The 16,429-nt window shown below is 70.3% G+C and carries 17 protein-coding genes; all 17 read left to right on the forward strand.

Annotated elements, in window-relative coordinates; all coding sequences use genetic code 11:
• The first annotated feature begins 130 nt into the window (after window positions 1–130).
• The 17 genes from ACFY0X_RS07740 to ACFY0X_RS07820 all read left to right on the forward strand — a co-directional run bounded on the left by ACFY0X_RS07740 (window position 131) and on the right by ACFY0X_RS07820 (window position 16,338).
• Window positions 131–1,249 carry an LCP family protein gene (locus ACFY0X_RS07740; RefSeq protein ID WP_387750280.1) on the forward strand — a complete coding sequence of 373 codons (1,119 nt, stop codon included), beginning with the start codon at window positions 131–133 and terminating at the stop codon, window positions 1,247–1,249.
• Between the two features lie 137 nt (window positions 1,250–1,386).
• Window positions 1,387–1,608, forward strand: a complete 222-nt coding sequence (rpmE, locus tag ACFY0X_RS07745; protein ID WP_329927982.1) for a 50S ribosomal protein L31 — start codon at window positions 1,387–1,389, stop codon at window positions 1,606–1,608.
• Between the two features lie 131 nt (window positions 1,609–1,739).
• Entirely contained in the window at window positions 1,740–2,819 is a 1,080-nt protein-coding gene (gene prfA, locus ACFY0X_RS07750; protein ID WP_387750284.1) for a peptide chain release factor 1, read from the forward strand.
• A gap of 63 nt (window positions 2,820–2,882) precedes the next feature.
• Window positions 2,883–3,749 carry a peptide chain release factor N(5)-glutamine methyltransferase gene (prmC, locus tag ACFY0X_RS07755; RefSeq protein WP_360346986.1) on the forward strand — a complete coding sequence of 289 codons (867 nt, stop codon included), beginning with the start codon at window positions 2,883–2,885 and terminating at the stop codon, window positions 3,747–3,749.
• A gap of 138 nt (window positions 3,750–3,887) precedes the next feature.
• On the forward strand, window positions 3,888–4,535 hold the full coding sequence (locus tag ACFY0X_RS07760; RefSeq protein WP_387750288.1) for an L-threonylcarbamoyladenylate synthase: 648 nt from the start codon (window positions 3,888–3,890) through the stop codon (window positions 4,533–4,535).
• A 32-nt stretch (window positions 4,536–4,567) separates the two neighbouring features.
• A complete protein-coding gene (locus tag ACFY0X_RS07765) occupies window positions 4,568–5,209 on the forward strand; it encodes a low molecular weight phosphatase family protein (protein ID WP_049658080.1) in 642 nt (213 codons plus the stop codon).
• A 115-nt stretch (window positions 5,210–5,324) separates the two neighbouring features.
• Window positions 5,325–6,605, forward strand: a complete 1,281-nt coding sequence (gene glyA / locus ACFY0X_RS07770) for a serine hydroxymethyltransferase (RefSeq protein ID WP_387750291.1) — start codon at window positions 5,325–5,327, stop codon at window positions 6,603–6,605.
• Between the two features lie 170 nt (window positions 6,606–6,775).
• Window positions 6,776–8,065, forward strand: a complete 1,290-nt coding sequence (locus ACFY0X_RS07775) for an MraY family glycosyltransferase (protein WP_387750294.1) — start codon at window positions 6,776–6,778, stop codon at window positions 8,063–8,065.
• A 299-nt stretch (window positions 8,066–8,364) separates the two neighbouring features.
• A complete protein-coding gene (locus tag ACFY0X_RS07780; RefSeq protein WP_387750297.1) occupies window positions 8,365–8,808 on the forward strand; it encodes a hypothetical protein in 444 nt (147 codons plus the stop codon).
• A 285-nt stretch (window positions 8,809–9,093) separates the two neighbouring features.
• Window positions 9,094–9,906, forward strand: a complete 813-nt coding sequence (atpB, locus tag ACFY0X_RS07785) for a F0F1 ATP synthase subunit A (RefSeq protein WP_317620169.1) — start codon at window positions 9,094–9,096, stop codon at window positions 9,904–9,906.
• A 91-nt stretch (window positions 9,907–9,997) separates the two neighbouring features.
• Window positions 9,998–10,234, forward strand: a complete 237-nt coding sequence (atpE, locus tag ACFY0X_RS07790) for an ATP synthase F0 subunit C (RefSeq protein ID WP_031074289.1) — start codon at window positions 9,998–10,000, stop codon at window positions 10,232–10,234.
• A 35-nt stretch (window positions 10,235–10,269) separates the two neighbouring features.
• On the forward strand, window positions 10,270–10,830 hold the full coding sequence (locus ACFY0X_RS07795; RefSeq protein WP_387750302.1) for a F0F1 ATP synthase subunit B: 561 nt from the start codon (window positions 10,270–10,272) through the stop codon (window positions 10,828–10,830).
• Window positions 10,827–11,642: a F0F1 ATP synthase subunit delta gene (locus ACFY0X_RS07800; protein WP_387750305.1), complete on the forward strand. Its 816-nt coding sequence runs from the start codon at window positions 10,827–10,829 to the stop codon at window positions 11,640–11,642. Before ACFY0X_RS07795 ends, ACFY0X_RS07800 begins: the two co-directional genes overlap by 4 nt.
• Before the next feature lie 156 nt (window positions 11,643–11,798).
• Window positions 11,799–13,373, forward strand: coding sequence for a F0F1 ATP synthase subunit alpha (gene atpA / locus ACFY0X_RS07805; RefSeq protein WP_387750308.1), 1,575 nt, complete (start codon window positions 11,799–11,801; stop codon window positions 13,371–13,373).
• Window positions 13,374–13,405: 32 nt separating this feature from the next.
• Window positions 13,406–14,320, forward strand: coding sequence for a F0F1 ATP synthase subunit gamma (locus ACFY0X_RS07810; RefSeq protein ID WP_387750311.1), 915 nt, complete (start codon window positions 13,406–13,408; stop codon window positions 14,318–14,320).
• 2 nt (window positions 14,321–14,322) lie between these two features.
• Window positions 14,323–15,768 carry a F0F1 ATP synthase subunit beta gene (atpD, locus tag ACFY0X_RS07815; protein ID WP_387750314.1) on the forward strand — a complete coding sequence of 482 codons (1,446 nt, stop codon included), beginning with the start codon at window positions 14,323–14,325 and terminating at the stop codon, window positions 15,766–15,768.
• A 186-nt stretch (window positions 15,769–15,954) separates the two neighbouring features.
• Window positions 15,955–16,338: a F0F1 ATP synthase subunit epsilon gene (locus ACFY0X_RS07820; protein WP_030057524.1), complete on the forward strand. Its 384-nt coding sequence runs from the start codon at window positions 15,955–15,957 to the stop codon at window positions 16,336–16,338.
• Window positions 16,339–16,429 lie beyond the last annotated feature (91 nt).

The raw sequence follows: 16,429 nt of genomic DNA on the forward strand, positions 1-16,429 counted from the left end.
CGGCTGTCGAAGCACGGAACCCCGGATCGCGCGAGCGGTCCGGGGTTCCGTCGCGTCCGGCCCGGTTTGTTCCAGAGTCGGGACAACTTGGGGGCGTTTGGCGCGCCTTGTCCGATTTACCCTGGACCGTATGGCCGAACACAAGAGGGTCCCGAGTCGCCGCCGCAGGCTCCTGCGGACGGCGGCCTGCGCGTTCGCCGCGCTCGTCGTCCTCGGCGCCGGTGCGGCCCTCTTCGCCTACTTCAGGTTCAACGGCAACATCAGGAGCGTCGACATCGACGCCCGGCTCGGCGATGCCCGGCCGCCGGCCGCCACCGACGGCTCCTTCAACATCCTGGTGCTCGGCTCCGACTCGCGGAACGGCGCCAACGGCTCGATCGCCGGCGGGGACACCGGCGACACCGCCCGCTCGGACACCGCGATGGTGGTGCACATCACCCAGGACCACTCCCGCGCCCAGATCGTCTCGATCCCGCGCGACACCCTGGTCGCCCGCCCCGACTGCACCGACGCGAACGGCCGGACGGTGCCCGGCGCCAAGCGCGCGATGTACAACAGCGCCTTCGAGAGCGGCGGCGCGGCCTGCGCGGTCAGGACCACCGAGCAGCTCACCGGGCTGCGGATGGACCACTACCTGCAGATCGACTTCGCCGGCTTCGCCCGGGTCGTGGACGCGATAGGCGGGGCCACCGTGACCACCACGGTGGCCATCCACGACAAGGACAGCGGGCTCGACCTGCCGCCCGGAGAGCACCACCTGGACGGACAGCAGGCGCTGGCCTTCGTGCGCACCCGGCACGGCGTCGGCGACGGCAGCGACCTCGGCCGGATCGAGCTCCAGAAGCAGATGGTGCGGTCTCTGCTGAAGCAGGCCGGGGGGAGCGGGCTGCTCACCAACCCGGTCAAGCTGTGGTCGCTCGGCGACACCGTGACCAGGAGCATCACCACCGACTCCGCGCTCGGCTCGGTGAACGCGCTGGTGGGGCTCGCCCAGGAGCTCAAGGGGATAGGCCCGGACCAGCTGAGCATGGTCACCCTGCCGGTGGCGGCGGCCCCCGGCGACCCGAACCGGGTGGTGCCGCAGCAGCCGCAGGCCGGGCAGGTCTGGGCGGCGCTCAAGGCCGACCAGCCGTTCCCCCCGGCCGTCGTCTCCACGCAGCCGGAGAACCCCGCCCAGACGCCGGCCGCTCCGTCGACCTCCGCGCGGACCGCGGGAAAGCCCGGCCCCAAGGCCACCGCCAGGCGCTGAGGGGGCCCGGAATATCCCGGAACGCGACCCGGTTTGGGAAGATGCGGCCGGTCCTGGCAGACTGGTCCGTCGGTCCCGGTTCACGTGCGGCGCTCCAGCCGCCGACCCGGTGCCCTCCCGAAACCTAGGAGACCCCCTTGAAGTCCAACGTTCACCCCGAGTACGTGGTCACCCGCGTGACCTGCACCTGTGGCGCCGAGTTCGTGACCCGCTCGACCGAGACCAGTGGCGAGATCCGCGCCGAGGTCTGCTCGCAGTGCCACCCGTTCTACACCGGCAAGCAGAAGATCCTCGACACCGGTGGCCGCGTGGCCCGCTTCGAGGCCCGCTTCGGCAAGCAGCACAGCGCGAAGGCCTAGCGCTCACTCGGCGCCGGTTCCCGGCGCCCCCGTACTGTTGTCGGGGGCGTCGGGGGCCGGCGCCGTTCGCGTCCCCCGCGAGTTCCCCACCCCCCACACGTTTCCGAGTCCCCGGGAAGAAGGCCACCCCCATGTTCGAGGCAGTCGAAGAGCTCCTCGTCGAGCACGCCGACCTCGAGACGAGGCTGGCCGACCCGTCCGTCCACGCCGACCAGGCCAACGCCCGCAAGCTGGCCAAGCGGTACGCCGAGCTGACCCCGATCACCCGGGTCTACCGGCAGTGGCGACAGGCCGGCGAGGACATCGAAGCCGCGCGCGAACTCGCTGCCGAGGATCCGGAGTTCATCGCCGAGGTGAAGGACTCCGAGGCGCGCCGGGAGGAGCTCACCGAGGAGCTGCGGCTGCTGCTGGTCCCGCGCGACCCGAGCGACGACAAGGACGTCATCCTGGAGATCAAGGCGGGCGAGGGCGGCGAGGAGTCCGCGCTGTTCGCCGGCGACCTGCTCCGGATGTACCTGCGCTTCGCGGAGCGGGTCGGCTGGAAGACCGAGATCATCGACTCCAACGAGTCCGACCTCGGCGGCTACAAGGACGTCTCGGTGGCCGTGAAGACCAAGGGCAGCACCGAGCCCGGCCAGGGCGTCTGGGCCCGGCTGAAGTACGAGGGCGGCGTGCACCGCGTGCAGCGCGTCCCCGCCACCGAGTCGCAGGGCCGCATCCACACCTCCGCGGCGGGCGTGCTGGTCACCCCCGAGGCGGAGGAGGTCGAGGTCGAGATCCTCGCCAACGACCTCCGCATCGACGTCTACCGCTCCTCCGGCCCCGGCGGCCAGTCGGTCAACACCACCGACTCCGCGGTCCGGATCACCCACCTGCCGACCGGTATCGTGGCGTCCTGCCAGAACGAGAAGAGCCAGCTCCAGAACAAGGAGCAGGCGATGCGCATCCTGCGGTCGCGGCTGCTGGCCGCCGCGCAGGAGGAGGCCGAGCGGGAGGCCTCGGACGCGCGCCGCAGCCAGGTCCGCACGGTCGACCGCTCCGAGCGGATCCGCACGTACAACTACCCCGAGAACCGCATCTCGGACCACCGCACCGGATTCAAGGCGTACAACCTGGACCAGGTCCTGGACGGCGAACTGAACGCGGTGATCCAGTCCTGCGTGGACAAGGACGCGGCGGCCAAACTCGCCGCGGCCGCCCAAGAGAACTGAGACCGGCGCGCCCCAGCCCGCGCTTCGCCCGAAGCCGGAGCGCAGAAACAAGAGGTCGTACGGATGAACCTGCTGCTCGCCGAGGTGGCCCAGGCCACCCAGCGGTTGGCCGCGGCCGGCGTGCCGTCGCCGCGCTTCGACGCGGAGGAGCTCGCCGCCTACGTCCACAACGTCAAGCGCAGCCAGCTGCACACGGTGAAGGACGCCGACTTCGACGCCCGCTACTGGGAGGCGGTCTCCCGGCGGGAGGCGCGCGAGCCGCTCCAGCACATCACCGGGCGGGCGTTCTTCCGCTACCTCGAACTGGAGGTCGGCCCCGGGGTGTTCGTGCCCCGGCCGGAGACCGAGACGGTCGTCGAGTGGGCGATAGACGCGGTGCGCGACATGGACGTGGCCGAGCCGCTGGTGGTGGACCTGTGCTCCGGCTCCGGCGCGATCGCCCTCGCCCTGGCCCAGGAACTTCCGCGCTCGACCGTGCACGCCTTCGAACTGGACGAGGGCGCGCTGGAGTACACCCGGCGCAACATCGAGGCCAGCCCCGACCGCGCCCGGGTCACCCTGCACGCCGGTGACGCCACCAAGGCCTTCGAGGACGACCGCTCCTGGGACGGCCGCTTCGACCTGGTCATCTCCAATCCGCCGTACATCCCGCTCACCGAGTGGGAGTACGTCGCGCCGGAGGCCCGCGACCACGACCCGCAGATGTCGCTGTTCTCCGGCGAGGACGGCCTGGACACCATCCGCGGCATCGAGCGGGTCGCGGCCCGACTGCTGCGCCCGGGCGGCGCGGTGGTGATCGAGCACGCCGACCAGCAGGGCGGCCAGGTGCCGTGGATCTTCAACGAGGAACACGGCTGGACGGACACCGCCGACCACCGCGACCTCAACAACCGGCCGCGCTTCACGACCGCCCGGAGGGTCGGGTCGTGAACGGTCGAGCACAGTACGACCGCCCGGAGGGTCGGGTCGTGAACATCGAACGCTGTACGACAGCGCGCAAGGCCGCGCTGTGACCGCAGTGAGGGCCGTAGTGACCGCCATGAGCCACTCCGGAAGGGGACCGCACCGATGAGCCGCCGCTACGACTGTGCCGATGCCGGGGACCGCACCACCGGTCTGCGCGAGGCCGCCTCGGCCATCCGCCGCGGCGAACTCGTCGTGCTGCCCACCGACACCCTGTACGGGGTCGGCGCGGACGCCTTCTCCGCGGAGGCCGTCGGCGAGCTGATGGCCGCCCGCGGCCGCGGCCGCAACACCCCGTCCCCGGTGCTGGTCGGCTCGCCGACCACCCTGCACGGCCTGGTCACCGACTTCTCCGAGCAGGCCTGGGAGCTGGTCGACGCGTTCTGGCCCGGCGGGCTCACCCTGGTCGCCCGGCACCAGCCCTCGCTGCGCTGGGACCTCGGCGACACCCGCGGCACCGTCGCGGTCCGGATGCCGCTGCACCCGGTCGCCATCGAGCTGCTGAACGCCACCGGCCCGCTGGCCGTCTCCAGCGCCAACCGGATCGGCGGGTCCTCCCCGCTGACCTGCGACGACGCGCAGGCCCAGCTCGGCGACGCGATCTCGGTCTACCTGGACGGCGGGGCGGCCGAGGACTCCGCCACCTCGTCGATCGTCGACGTCACCGGCAAGGTCCCGGTTCTGCTGCGGGCCGGTGCGATCAGCGTCGAGCAGCTGAGGGAGGTCGTCCCCGACCTGGAGGCCGGCAGTTGACGCCCACCGCCTCGCTCCACGCCGGGCCGGGCATAGCGCCGTACCTGAGCGTGGGCCCCAGGCCGCTGGACCACTTCCGGATCCTGTTCGTCTGCACCGGGAACATCTGCCGCTCGCCGATCGCCGAGCGGCTGACCCGGCGTGAGCTGGACACCCGGCTGAGCCCCCGGGTGGCCGGACGGATCCTGGTCGAGAGCGCCGGCACCTGGGGCCACGAGGGCGCGCCGATGGAGGACCACGCCGCGACCGTGCTCGACGAGTACGGCGCCGACAGCGGTGGCTTCACCGGCCGCGAGCTGCTGGACGAGCACGTGGTCGAGGCCGACCTGGTGCTCACCGCGACGCTGGACCACCGCGCCCAGGTGATCTCGATGGGCCACGAGGCGGGGCTGCGCACCTTCACGCTGAAGGAGTTCACCCGACTGGTGCGGACGATAGACCCGGGCACCCTGCCGGACCCGCGGCGCGGCGCCGACGTCACCGAGCGGGCCCGCGCGCTGGTCCGGGCGGCCGCCGCGCTGCGCGGCTGGCTGCTGGCCGCCACCCCGGAGTCGGACGAGGTGGACGACCCGTACGGGGCGCCCATCGGCATGTTCCGCAACTGCGGCGAGGAGATATTCCACGCGGTCGACCCGGTGGTCACCGCGCTCACCGGCGTCCCCGCGCCGCGCTGACTTAACCGACGGGCCCGCGGCCGAACGGGGCCTCCGACCGCGGCTCGGCGGGCCGGGCGGCGGCAGCGGTCCTACGCTGGGTGACACAGTCCCCGCAGCGCCCGGGAGCCCCGCCATGACCGTCACCGATGCAGCGACCGGCCCGACCGCGACGACCGGGCGCCCGTGGGCGTCCGAGGCGCTGCGCCGCGCCGACCCGCAGCTGGCCGACCTGCTGGCCGCGGAGGCCGAGCGGCGCGCCGAAACGATCCAGCTGCTGGCGGGGGAGAACCTCACCAGCCCCGCCGTCCTGGCGGCCCTCACCGGCCCGCTGATCGACAAGTACGCCGAGGGCTACCCGGGCCGCCGGCACCACACCGGCTGCGCGCTGGCGGACGCCGCCGAGCTGCTGGCGATCGACCGGGCCCGCGAGCTGTTCGCCGCCCCGCACGCCAACGTCCAGCCCCGGTCGGCGACTTCGGCGATGCTGGCGACGTACGCGGCGCTGCTGCGCCCCGGTGACGGGGTGCTGGCGATGTCGCTGGAGCACGGCGGCCACCTCAGCTGCGGCTCGCGCGCCAACTTCTCCGGGCGCTGGTTCGACTTCACCGGCTACGGTGTGCGCGAGTCCGACGGGCTGATCGACCTCGACCAGGTCCGCGACCTGGCCCGGCAGCACCGCCCCAAGGCCATCGTGGCGGGCTCGATCTCGCACCCCCGGCACCCCGACTGGGCGGCGTTCCGGGAGATCGCCGACGAGGTGGACGCCTACCTGATCGCCTCCGCCGCGCAGACCACCGGGCTGATCGCGGCCGGGGTGGCGCCCTCCCCGGTGCCGTACGCGGACGTCACGGTGGCGGCCACCCACAAGCTGCTGCGCGGTCCGCGCGGCGGGCTGCTGCTGTGCACCGCGGAGCTGGCCGAGCGGATCGACCGGGCGGTCTTCCCGTTCAGCCAGGGCGGCGCGGCCATGAACGAGGTGGCCGGCAAGGCGGTCGCCCTCGCGGAGGCCTCCGCGCCCGCCTACCGGGCGTACGCGCAGCGGACGGTGTCCGGGGCCCGGGCGCTCGCCGCGGGCCTCGCGGAGGCCGGCCTGCGCCCGCTGACGGGCGGCACCGACACCCACCTGGTGACCGCCGACGTGAGCCCGCTCGGCGTCACCGGCGCGGAGGCCGAGCGGCGCTGCGCGGCGGCCGGGCTGCTGCTCGGCAAGTGCGCGCTGCCGTACGACCCGGCGCCGGTCGCCGAGGCCTCCGGGATCCGGCTGGGCACGGGCACGGTGACCAGCCAGGGGATGGGGGAGCCGGAGCTGGCCGAGATCGCCGGACTGGTCGCCCGGGTGCTCACCGGGGGCGCGGCCGCCCCGGCCGCGGCCCGGGTCCGGGAGCTGGCGCTGGCCTTCGCCCGCCCGGCGTGACGGGGCCCGTGCGGGTATCCGGATCTCCTACCCGGGAGGGCGAACCGCGATGCACGGTCCCGGCGTCCGACTCAATAAGGTGTGTGCCGTGGCGACGCACCTCGAACCCCGGGACGGCAGGGGAGTACCTTCGGTACCTCCCCGTTCGACAGTGATGCAGGAGGCCAGTGGTGCGTGAGTATCTGCTGGTGCTGTTCTGCACGGCCGCCGTCACCTACCTGCTGACCGGCCCGGTCCGGAAGTTCGCCATCGCGGCCGGCGCCATGCCGCCGGTGCGTGCCCGCGACGTGCACCGCGAGCCCACCCCCCGGCTCGGCGGCATCGCGATGTTCGGCGGACTGTGCGCGGGCATCCTGGTCGCCTCGCAGCTCGACAACCTGAGCAAGGTGTTCTCCCAGGGGACCGACATCCGCGCGCTGCTGTCCGGCGCCGGGATCATGTTCCTGCTCGGGGTGCTCGACGACAAGTGGGGCGTGGACGCGCTGGTGAAGCTCGGCGGCCAGATGATCGCCGCCGGTGTGATGGTCTGGCAGGGCGTCACGGTGATCACCCTCCCGGTGCCCGGCGTCGGCCCGGTCGCGGTGAGCCCGACCCAGGGCATGGTGATCTCGGTCGTCCTGGTCGTCGTCATGGTCAACGCGGTGAACTTCATCGACGGCCTGGACGGCCTGGCCGGCGGCATGGTCTGCATCGCCGCGATGGCCTTCTTCCTGTACAGCTACCGGCTCTGGTACGGCTACACGATCTCCGACGCGGCCCCCGCCGTGCTGTTCAGCGTGCTGCTGATCGGCATGTGCCTGGGCTTCCTGGCGCACAACATGCACCCCGCGCGGATCTTCATGGGCGACTCCGGCTCGATGATGCTGGGCCTGATGCTGGCCGTCGCCGCGATCTCCATCACCGGCCGGGTCGACCCGGACCTGATCAGCAACGAGACCGGTTCGCAGACCGCCGCCGTGCACGCCCTGGTGCCGATCTACATCCCGCTGCTGCTGCCGCTGACGGTCATCGCGCTGCCGCTGGCGGACCTGCTGCTCGCGGTGGTCCGCCGGACCTGGGCCGGCCAGTCCCCGTTCGCCGCGGACAAGCGCCACCTGCACCACCGGCTGCTCCAGGTCGGCCACTCGCACAGCCGCGCCGTACTGATCATGTACTTCTGGGCCGCGCTGATCGCCTTCGGCTCGGTGGCGTTCTCGGTGACCAACACCGGCCGCACCGTCGTCCTGGCGCTGGCCGGGCTCTGCCTGGTCGGCCTGGTGGTGCTGCTCATCCCGCGGTTCCGGCCGCGCGCCCCGCGGGCGGTGCAGGCCTTCGTCCCCCCGCGCTACCGCCGGCAGCGGACCGGTCCGATGGCCGAACTGTCGGCGAAGGACAAGCAACTCCTCGGTGAAGCCGGCCGGGACTCCGAGCTGGGCTCCACCGCGGCCGGCTCCCACCACAAGGCCACCGGCCGCCACTGACAAGGGAGTTGGTGCCCCGTCAGAGAGCGTTCACTCGAACGGCGGAACCATTGCGCCGTTGGTGTGACAGGTGCCACACATTCATGGTAAAGCTCTCATCAAATAGTTTGTGATACCGTTCACGAGTACCGAGAACACGCCGAAAGACCTGACAGGTGGATGACTTCCGTCCCTGTCGGTCTCCCTCCCCGGGCCCGCCGTTGCGATGGGCGGCCCGCGGCGATGCCTCGGTCCGGTGTCACCCGCCACCCGTTGTGCCCGTCCCCCCGCCACATCGACATGCCGCCGGAGCTGCCGACATGCCGTCCACCGACGCCCGGATCCTCCGAGGCGCCGCGATTCCCACTGCGGTCGCCGGGATCATCGCCATGGCGATCTCCTTCGCCGTCGCCGGTGGGAAGGGGCTGCTCGGCGCCCTGTTCGGCGCGCTGCTGGTGATGGCCTTCTTCAGCTTCGGCCAGGTCGCGCTCGACCGGCTGACCCGGTCGAACCCGCAGATCATGATGGCCGCGGCGCTGCTCGTGTACACCACGCAGATCCTGCTGGTCGGCATCGTGCTCGCGGTCTTCAAGGACACCGACCTCTTCAACCGGCAGGCGTTCGCCTTCACCCTGCTCGGCTGCGCCCTGGTCTGGACGGGCTTCCAGGTGCGCGGCGCACTCAAGGCCAAGACCTTCTACGTCGACCCCGACGCCTCCGAAAAGAAGGGCGACAAGCCCTCCGACAAGGGGCGTCAACAGTGACGAGGCCCGGCTGTCCTCCCAACGAGGGGGGCGGTGTTTATGCCGCGCTGACGGGCTGCTATCGTCCGTCGCAACAACGGAGTACGGGAAGAGGCCAGGTCTGTCCGGACAGCGGACGGATCGCCCCCCTGATCCGCGCAGTCTTCGATGATCCCGCTGTGGTGCAGTGCACCGGCGCGCGGGGTCGGCGAGAAACCCATCAAGTTCCAGTGCCGCTCCGTGGCCTCAGGCCACGCCGACACACCGAGGTTGCCGTATCCATGCGTCACGACGAAGGAGTCCGTGGTGAGTGCTGAACTCACGTCCCTCGCCTCAGGCAGTTGCCACTTCGGGGACGCTGGCTGCGGCTTCCCGGCCCCGGGTCTGAACGAGTTCCAGTTCAAGCCGATCTTCTCGATCGGCAGCGTCGAGTTCAACAAGCCGATGCTGCTGTCGTTCATCGTCGCGTTCCTGGTGGTCGGCTTCTTCTGGGCCGCCTTCGCCAAGCCGCGTCTGGTCCCCGGCAAGCTGCAGCTGGTCGGTGAGATCGGCTACGACTTCGTCAAGCGCTCCATCGTGCTGGAGACGATCGGCAAGAAGGGCGAGAAGTACGTCCCGATGCTCGTCTCGATGTTCTTCTTCATCTGGTTGATGAACATCATGTCGATCATCCCCTTCGCCCAGTTCCCGGTGATGGCGGCGATCGCGTTCCCGGCGGGCCTCGCGGCGATCGTCTGGCTCACCTACATGACGCTGACCTTCAAGAAGCACGGCTTCGTCGGCGGTCTGAAGAACCTCTGCTGGCCCTCGGGCATCCCCGGCTGGGTCATGTTCATCCTGGTGCCGATCGAGTTCTTCTCGAACGTCCTCGTGCGCCCCTTCACGCTCGCGGTCCGAGCCTTCGCGAACATGTTCGCCGGCCACCTGCTGATCGTGATGTTCTCCATCGCCTCCTGGTACCTGCTCAGCCCGACCCTGGGCGCGCTCTACGGCTCGGTCTCCTTCGTGGTGACCATCGCCCTGACCGCCTTCGAGCTGCTGGTCCAGTTCCTGCAGGCCTACATCTTCGTGATGCTGGCCAGCAGCTACATCGCCGGTGCCCTGGAAGAGGCGCACTGAGCCCCGGGGCCGCGGCCCCGCCGAGAACCACCTCCCGGATCGCCCGGTGGCCAATCACCACCGGTTCACCACCCTGCAAAGGACAACGTCAATGAGCATCCTCGCTGAGGGCACTGTCTACGGTTCCGTCGCCTCGCTGGGCTACGGCCTCGCCGCCATCGGCCCCGGCATCGGCGTCGGTCTGATCTTCGGCAACGGTGTCCAGGCCATGGCCCGCCAGCCCGAGGCTGCCGGTCTCATCCGTTCCAACATGTTCATCGGCTTCGCGCTGACCGAGGCGCTCGCCCTCATCGGCATCGTCATGCCGTTCGTCTTCGGCAACAAGTAATCCCGCCGTAGACCCTTTCTGAGGAAGGTCCAGATATGAGCATGGCGATCGTCCAGCTCGCGGCCGAGGAGAAGATGAACCCTCTCCTCCCCGCGTGGCCCGAGATCATCATCGGCCTGCTCTGCTTCTTCATCGTCTTCGGTCTGCTCGGCAAGAAGCTCCTCCCCAGCATCGAGAAGGTGCTGTCGGAGCGCCGGGACGCGATCGAGGGCGGGATGGAGCGCGCCGAGGCCGCCCAGGCGGAGGCCCAGGCCCTGCTTGAGCAGTACCGCGCCGAGCTCGCCGAGGCGCGCCACGAGGCTGCCCGCATCGTCGAGCAGGCTCGCGAGCAGGGTGCCGCCCAGCTCGCCGAGATGCGCGAGGAGGGCCAGCGCCAGCGCGAGGCCATCGTCGCCGCCGGTCACGCCCAGATCGAGGCGGACAAGAAGCAGGCCACTGCCGCCCTGCGTCAGGACGTGGGCTCGCTGGCCACCCAGCTGGCGTCCCGCATCGTGGGTGAGTCCCTCGAGGACCACACCCGGCAGAGCGGCGTCATCGACCGCTTCCTGGACGAGCTGGAGGCCAAGGCCGCCGTTGCTCAGGGTGCGGCCAAGTGATCGGCGCCAGCCGCGAGGCCCTCGCCGCCGGCCGGCAGAACCTGGAGAGCCTGACCGACTCCACCTCGGTGGACGCGGCCAAGCTCGCCGAGGAGCTCACCGCCGTCACGGCCGTGCTGGACCGTGAGGTGTCGCTGCGCCGTGTCCTGACCGACCCCTCCCGGTCGGGCCAGGACAAGGCCCAGCTGGTCACCTCGCTGCTGACCGGCCAGGTCTCCGGCGAGGCCGTGGACCTGGTCTCCGGCCTGGTCCGCTCCCGCTGGTCGGGTTCGCGCGACCTGGTGGACGCGACCGAGGAGCTCGCCGCGTACGCCGAGATCATCGCCGCGGACAAGGCCGGCGCCCTGGACGACGTCGAGGACGAGCTCTTCCGCTTCGGCCGGGTGGTGAGCGGCTCGCACGAGCTGCGCGCCGCGCTGACCGAGCCGAAGGCCGGTGCCGTCGCGAGGGCCGCGCTGATCAGCAAGCTGCTGGGCGGCCGCGCCCACGCCGGCACCGTCCGGCTGGTCACCGCCCTCGTCAACGTGCCGCGTGGCCGTAGCCTGGAGCAGGGTCTCGAGTCCTACTCGAAGCTCGCCGCCGCGCGTCGCGGCCGGGTGGTGGCCCTGGTCACCACCGCGGTGCCGCTGTCGGACACCCAGAAGGAGCGCCTGTCCGGTGCTCTGGCCCGGATGTACGGCCGCCAGGTCCACCTGAACATCGACGTCGACCCCGAGGTCGTCGGCGGCGTGCGGGTGCAGATCGGCGACGAGATCATCAACGGCACCGTGTCGAGCCGCCTCGAGGGCGCTCGCCAGTCGCTCGAAGGCTGAGCACCGAAGCAGCACATCCGACCCTCGGTCGGGAAACCGGCTCCCCAAGGAGCCGGCACATCGTACGGCCGGTTCGGAAGACCCGGCCGAGAGTCGAATACTTGCGGCCCTCAATGGCGGGCCGAGGATCGCAAACTAGGAGAGCAGGGAAGCCTGATGGCGGAGCTTACGATCCGTCCGGAGGAGATCCGGGACGCGCTGGCCGACTTTGTCCAGTCGTACCAGCCGGACGCCGCTTCTGTGGAAGAGGTCGGCACGGTCACTGACGCGGCGGACGGCATCGCGCATGTCGAGGGCCTGCCCTCGGTCATGGCGAACGAGCTGCTGAAGTTCGAGGACGGCACGCTCGGCCTCGCGCTGAACCTCGACACCCGCGAGATCGGTGTCGTCGTCCTCGGTGAGTTCGGCGGCATCGAAGAGGGCCAGACCGTGCGCCGCACCGGCGAGGTCCTCTCGGTTCCGGTCGGCGACGGCTACCTCGGCCGCGTCGTGGACCCGCTGGGCAACCCGATCGACGGCCTGGGCGACATCGCCGCCACCGGTCGCCGCGCCCTGGAGCTGCAGGCCCCCGGCGTCATGGCCCGCAAGTCGGTCAAGCAGCCGCTGCAGACCGGCATCAAGGCCATCGACGCGATGACCCCGATCGGCCGCGGCCAGCGCCAGCTGATCATCGGCGACCGCCAGACCGGCAAGACCGCGGTGGCCGTCGACACGATCATCAACCAGCGTGACAACTGGCGCTCGGGCGACCCGGAGAAGCAGGTCCGCTGCATCTACGTCGCCGTGGGCCAGAAGGGCTCCACCATCGCGTCCGTCCGCGGCGCCCTGGAGGAGGCCGGCGCGCTGGAGTACACCACCATCGTGGCTGCTCCCGCCTCCGACCCGGCCGGCTTCAAGTACCTCGCCCCGTACACCGGTTCGGCCATCGGCCAGGAGTGGATGTACGCCGGCAAGCACGTCCTGATCATCTTCGACGACCTGTCGAAGCAGGCCGAGGCCTACCGCTCCGTCTCCCTGCTGCTGCGCCGCCCGCCGGGCCGCGAGGCCTACCCGGGTGACGTCTTCTACCTGCACTCCCGCCTGCTGGAGCGCTGCGCCAAGCTGAACGACGCCCTGGGCGGCGGCTCGATGACCGGTCTGCCGATCATCGAGACCAAGGCCAACGACGTCTCGGCGTACATCCCGACCAACGTCATCTCCATCACCGACGGCCAGATCTTCCTGGAGTCCGACCTGTTCAACGCCGGCATCCGCCCGGCCGTGAACGTCGGCATCTCGGTCTCCCGCGTCGGTGGCTCCGCCCAGATCAAGGCCATGCGCTCGGTCGCCGGCCGTCTGCGTCTGGACCTCGCCCAGTACCGCGAGCTGGAGGCCTTCGCCGCCTTCGGTTCCGACCTGGACGCGGCCTCCAAGGCCCAGCTGGAGCGCGGTGCGCGCATGGTCGAGCTGCTGAAGCAGGGCCAGTACCAGCCCTTCCCGGTCGAGGAGCAGGTCGTCTCCATCTGGGCCGGCACCAACGGCAAGATGGACGACGTCCCGGTCGCCGAGATCCGCCGCTTCGAGCGCGAGTTCCTGGACCACGTCCGCCTGCAGCACAAGGACCTGCTCGCCGGCATCGTCGAGACCGGTCTGCTGGCCGACGGCACCATCGACGCGCTGACCAGCGCGATCGAGGCCTTCAAGCAGGGTTACCAGACCGCTGACGGCAAGCTGCTCTCCGAGCAGGCCTGAGTCCGGTAGCGAGGGAAAGGACGTAACGACCCATGGGAGCACAGCTTCGGGTCTACAAGCGCCGGATCCGCTCTGTCACCGCGACGAAGAAGATCACCAAGGCGATGGAGATGATCTCCGCGTCGCGCATCGTCAAGGCGCAGCGCGCGGTGGCCGCCTCCACTCCGTACGCCGATGAGCTCACCCGGGCGGTGACGGCGGTGGCCACCCGGTCCAACGCCAAGCACCCGCTCACCACCGAGAACCCGAACGCCAAGCGCGCCGCCGTCCTGCTGATCACGGCGGACCGCGGCCTGGCGGGCGGCTACTCGACCAACGCCATCAAGGCCGCCCAGACGCTCACCGAGCGCCTGAAGGCCGAGGGCAAGGACGTGGTGACGTACGTCGTCGGCCGCAAGGGCGTCTCGTACTACACGTTCCGCGGTCTGGCGATCGCGGACTCGTGGACGGGGTTCTCGGACAAGCCGACCTACGGTGACGCGAAGACCGTGGCGGCCGACCTGATCGCGGCCTTCACGGCCGAGACGGGCGGCGTGGAGGAACTCCACCTGATCTCGACCGAGTTCGTGTCCATGCTGACGCAGAACGCGGTCGAGGCGCGGCTGCTGCCGCTGAAGCTGGACGAGGTCCAGCTCAGCGACCAGACGCCGGCCAAGGCGGAGATCTTCCCGCTGTACGACTTCGAGCCGTCGGCGGAGGGCGTCCTGGACGCGCTGCTGCCGCGGTACGTCGAGAGCCGGATCTACAACGCGATGCTGCAGTCGGCCGCTTCCGAGCACGCCGCTCGTCGGCGTGCGATGAAGAGCGCGACGGACAACGCCGGCGAGCTCATCAAGTCGCTCACGCGGCTTGCCAACTCGGCCCGTCAGGCCGAGATCACCCAGGAAATCAGCGAGATCGTCGGTGGCGCCAACGCGCTGGCCGACGCCAGCCGCGGGAGCGAATGAGTATGACCACCACTGTTGAGCCGACCACGGCGACGGGCCGCGTCGCGCGGGTCATCGGCCCGGTCGTCGACGTGGAGTTCCCCGTCGACGCGATTCCGGACATGTACAACGCCCTGCACGTCGAGGTGGACAACCCCGACGGCACGGGCCGGAAGACCCTGACCCTCGAGGTCGCCCAGCACCTCGGCGACGGCATGGTCCGCGGCATCTCGATGCAGCCGACCGACGGCCTGGTCCGCGGTTCGCAGGTCACCGACACCGGTGCCGCGATCTCCGTCCCGGTCGGCCAGATCACCAAGGGCAAGGTCTTCAACGCCCTCGGTGACGTGCTGAACGTCGACAAGGACGAGTTCGAGTCGCAGGTCCAGGTCCGCTGGCCGATCCACCGCAAGGCCCCGGAGTTCAAGGACCTCGAGTCCAAGACCGAGATGTTCGAGACCGGCATCAAGGTCATCGACCTCCTCACCCCGTACGTCACCGGTGGCAAGATCGGTCTGTTCGGTGGTGCCGGTGTCGGCAAGACCGTTCTGATCCAGGAGATGATCTACCGCGTCGCCGAGAACTTCGGTGGTGTGTCGGTGTTCGCCGGTGTCGGCGAGCGCACCCGTGAGGGCAACGACCTCATCGACGAGATGGTCGACTCGGGCGTTCTGGACAAGACCGCGCTGGTCTTCGGCCAGATGGACGAGCCGCCGGGCACCCGTCTGCGCGTCGCGCTGTCCGCGCTGACCATGGCGGAGTACTTCCGTGACGTCGAGAAGCAGGACGTGCTCCTCTTCATCGACAACATCTTCCGGTTCACCCAGGCCGGTTCCGAGGTGTCGACCCTGCTCGGCCGCATGCCCTCCGCGGTGGGCTACCAGCCGAACCTGGCCGACGAGATGGGCCTCCTGCAGGAGCGCATCACCTCGACCCGCGGTCACTCGATCACCTCGATGCAGGCGATCTACGTCCCCGCGGACGACCTGACCGACCCGGCGCCGGCCACCACCTTCGCCCACCTGGACGCGACCACCGTTCTGTCGCGTCCGATCTCGGAGAAGGGCATCTACCCGGCCGTCGACCCGCTGGACTCCACGTCCCGCATCCTCGACCCGCGGTACATCGCGCAGACCCACTACGACACGGCCATCCGTATCAAGGGGATCCTGCAGAAGTACAAGGACCTCCAGGACATCATCGCGATCCTCGGTATCGACGAGCTGTCCGAAGAGGACAAGATCACGGTGCACCGCGCCCGTCGCATCGAGCGCTTCCTCTCGCAGAACACCTACGTGGCGAAGCAGTTCACCGGTGTCGAGGGTTCGACCGTGCCGCTGTCGGAGACCATCGAGGCCTTCAACGCGATCGCGGACGGCAAGTACGACTCCGTCCCGGAGCAGGCCTTCTTCATGTGCGGTGGCATCGAGGACCTCGAGAAGAACGCCGCCGAGCTGGCGAAGAAGTAATCGCGGCCGGTAGCAGCTGTGCGTGACCGTGAGGGGTGGCCCCCGAGCCTGGGGACCACCCCTCGCGTCGCATCGGCTGTGATTCCGGTCAAATCCGTGCCGCCGGTTTCATGCCGGAGGCGCGGGGCCGTTATTCTTACCGAAACTCCCGAGTAATCGGGCGTTGCATGAGCCTAGGAGCCCACGTTGGCTGAGCTGCACGTCGAGCTGGTCGCAGCCGACCGCAAGGTGTGGTCCGGTGCGGCCACCATCGTCGTCGCCCGTACGGCCTCCGGTGACACCGGCATCATGCCGGGCCACACCCCGGTGCTGAGCGTGCTGGAGACCGGTCCGGTCACCATCCGCACGGTGGACGGCGGCACCGTGATCGCCGCGGTGCACGGCGGCTTCATCTCCTTCGCCGACAACAAGCTGTCTCTGCTCGCGGAGATCGCCGAGCTGGCGGACGAGATCGACGTCGCGCGTGCCGAGCGCGCACTGGAGAAGGCCAAGTCGGACCTGGACGAGCACGCCGAGCGGCGCGCCGAGGTCCGTCTGTTCGCGGCGCGCGGCCTCAAGGCCCACGCCTGAGTGCGCCGGACCCCGGCTTAGCGGGGTCGACCGACGGTCCCGGGGACGCGTGAGCGTGACCCCGGGACTGTCGTCGTAGTTGGTAGGTCAG

The sequence above is a fragment of the Kitasatospora sp. NPDC001547 genome (assembly GCF_042894165.1).
GTDB lineage: Bacteria > Actinomycetota > Actinomycetes > Streptomycetales > Streptomycetaceae > Kitasatospora.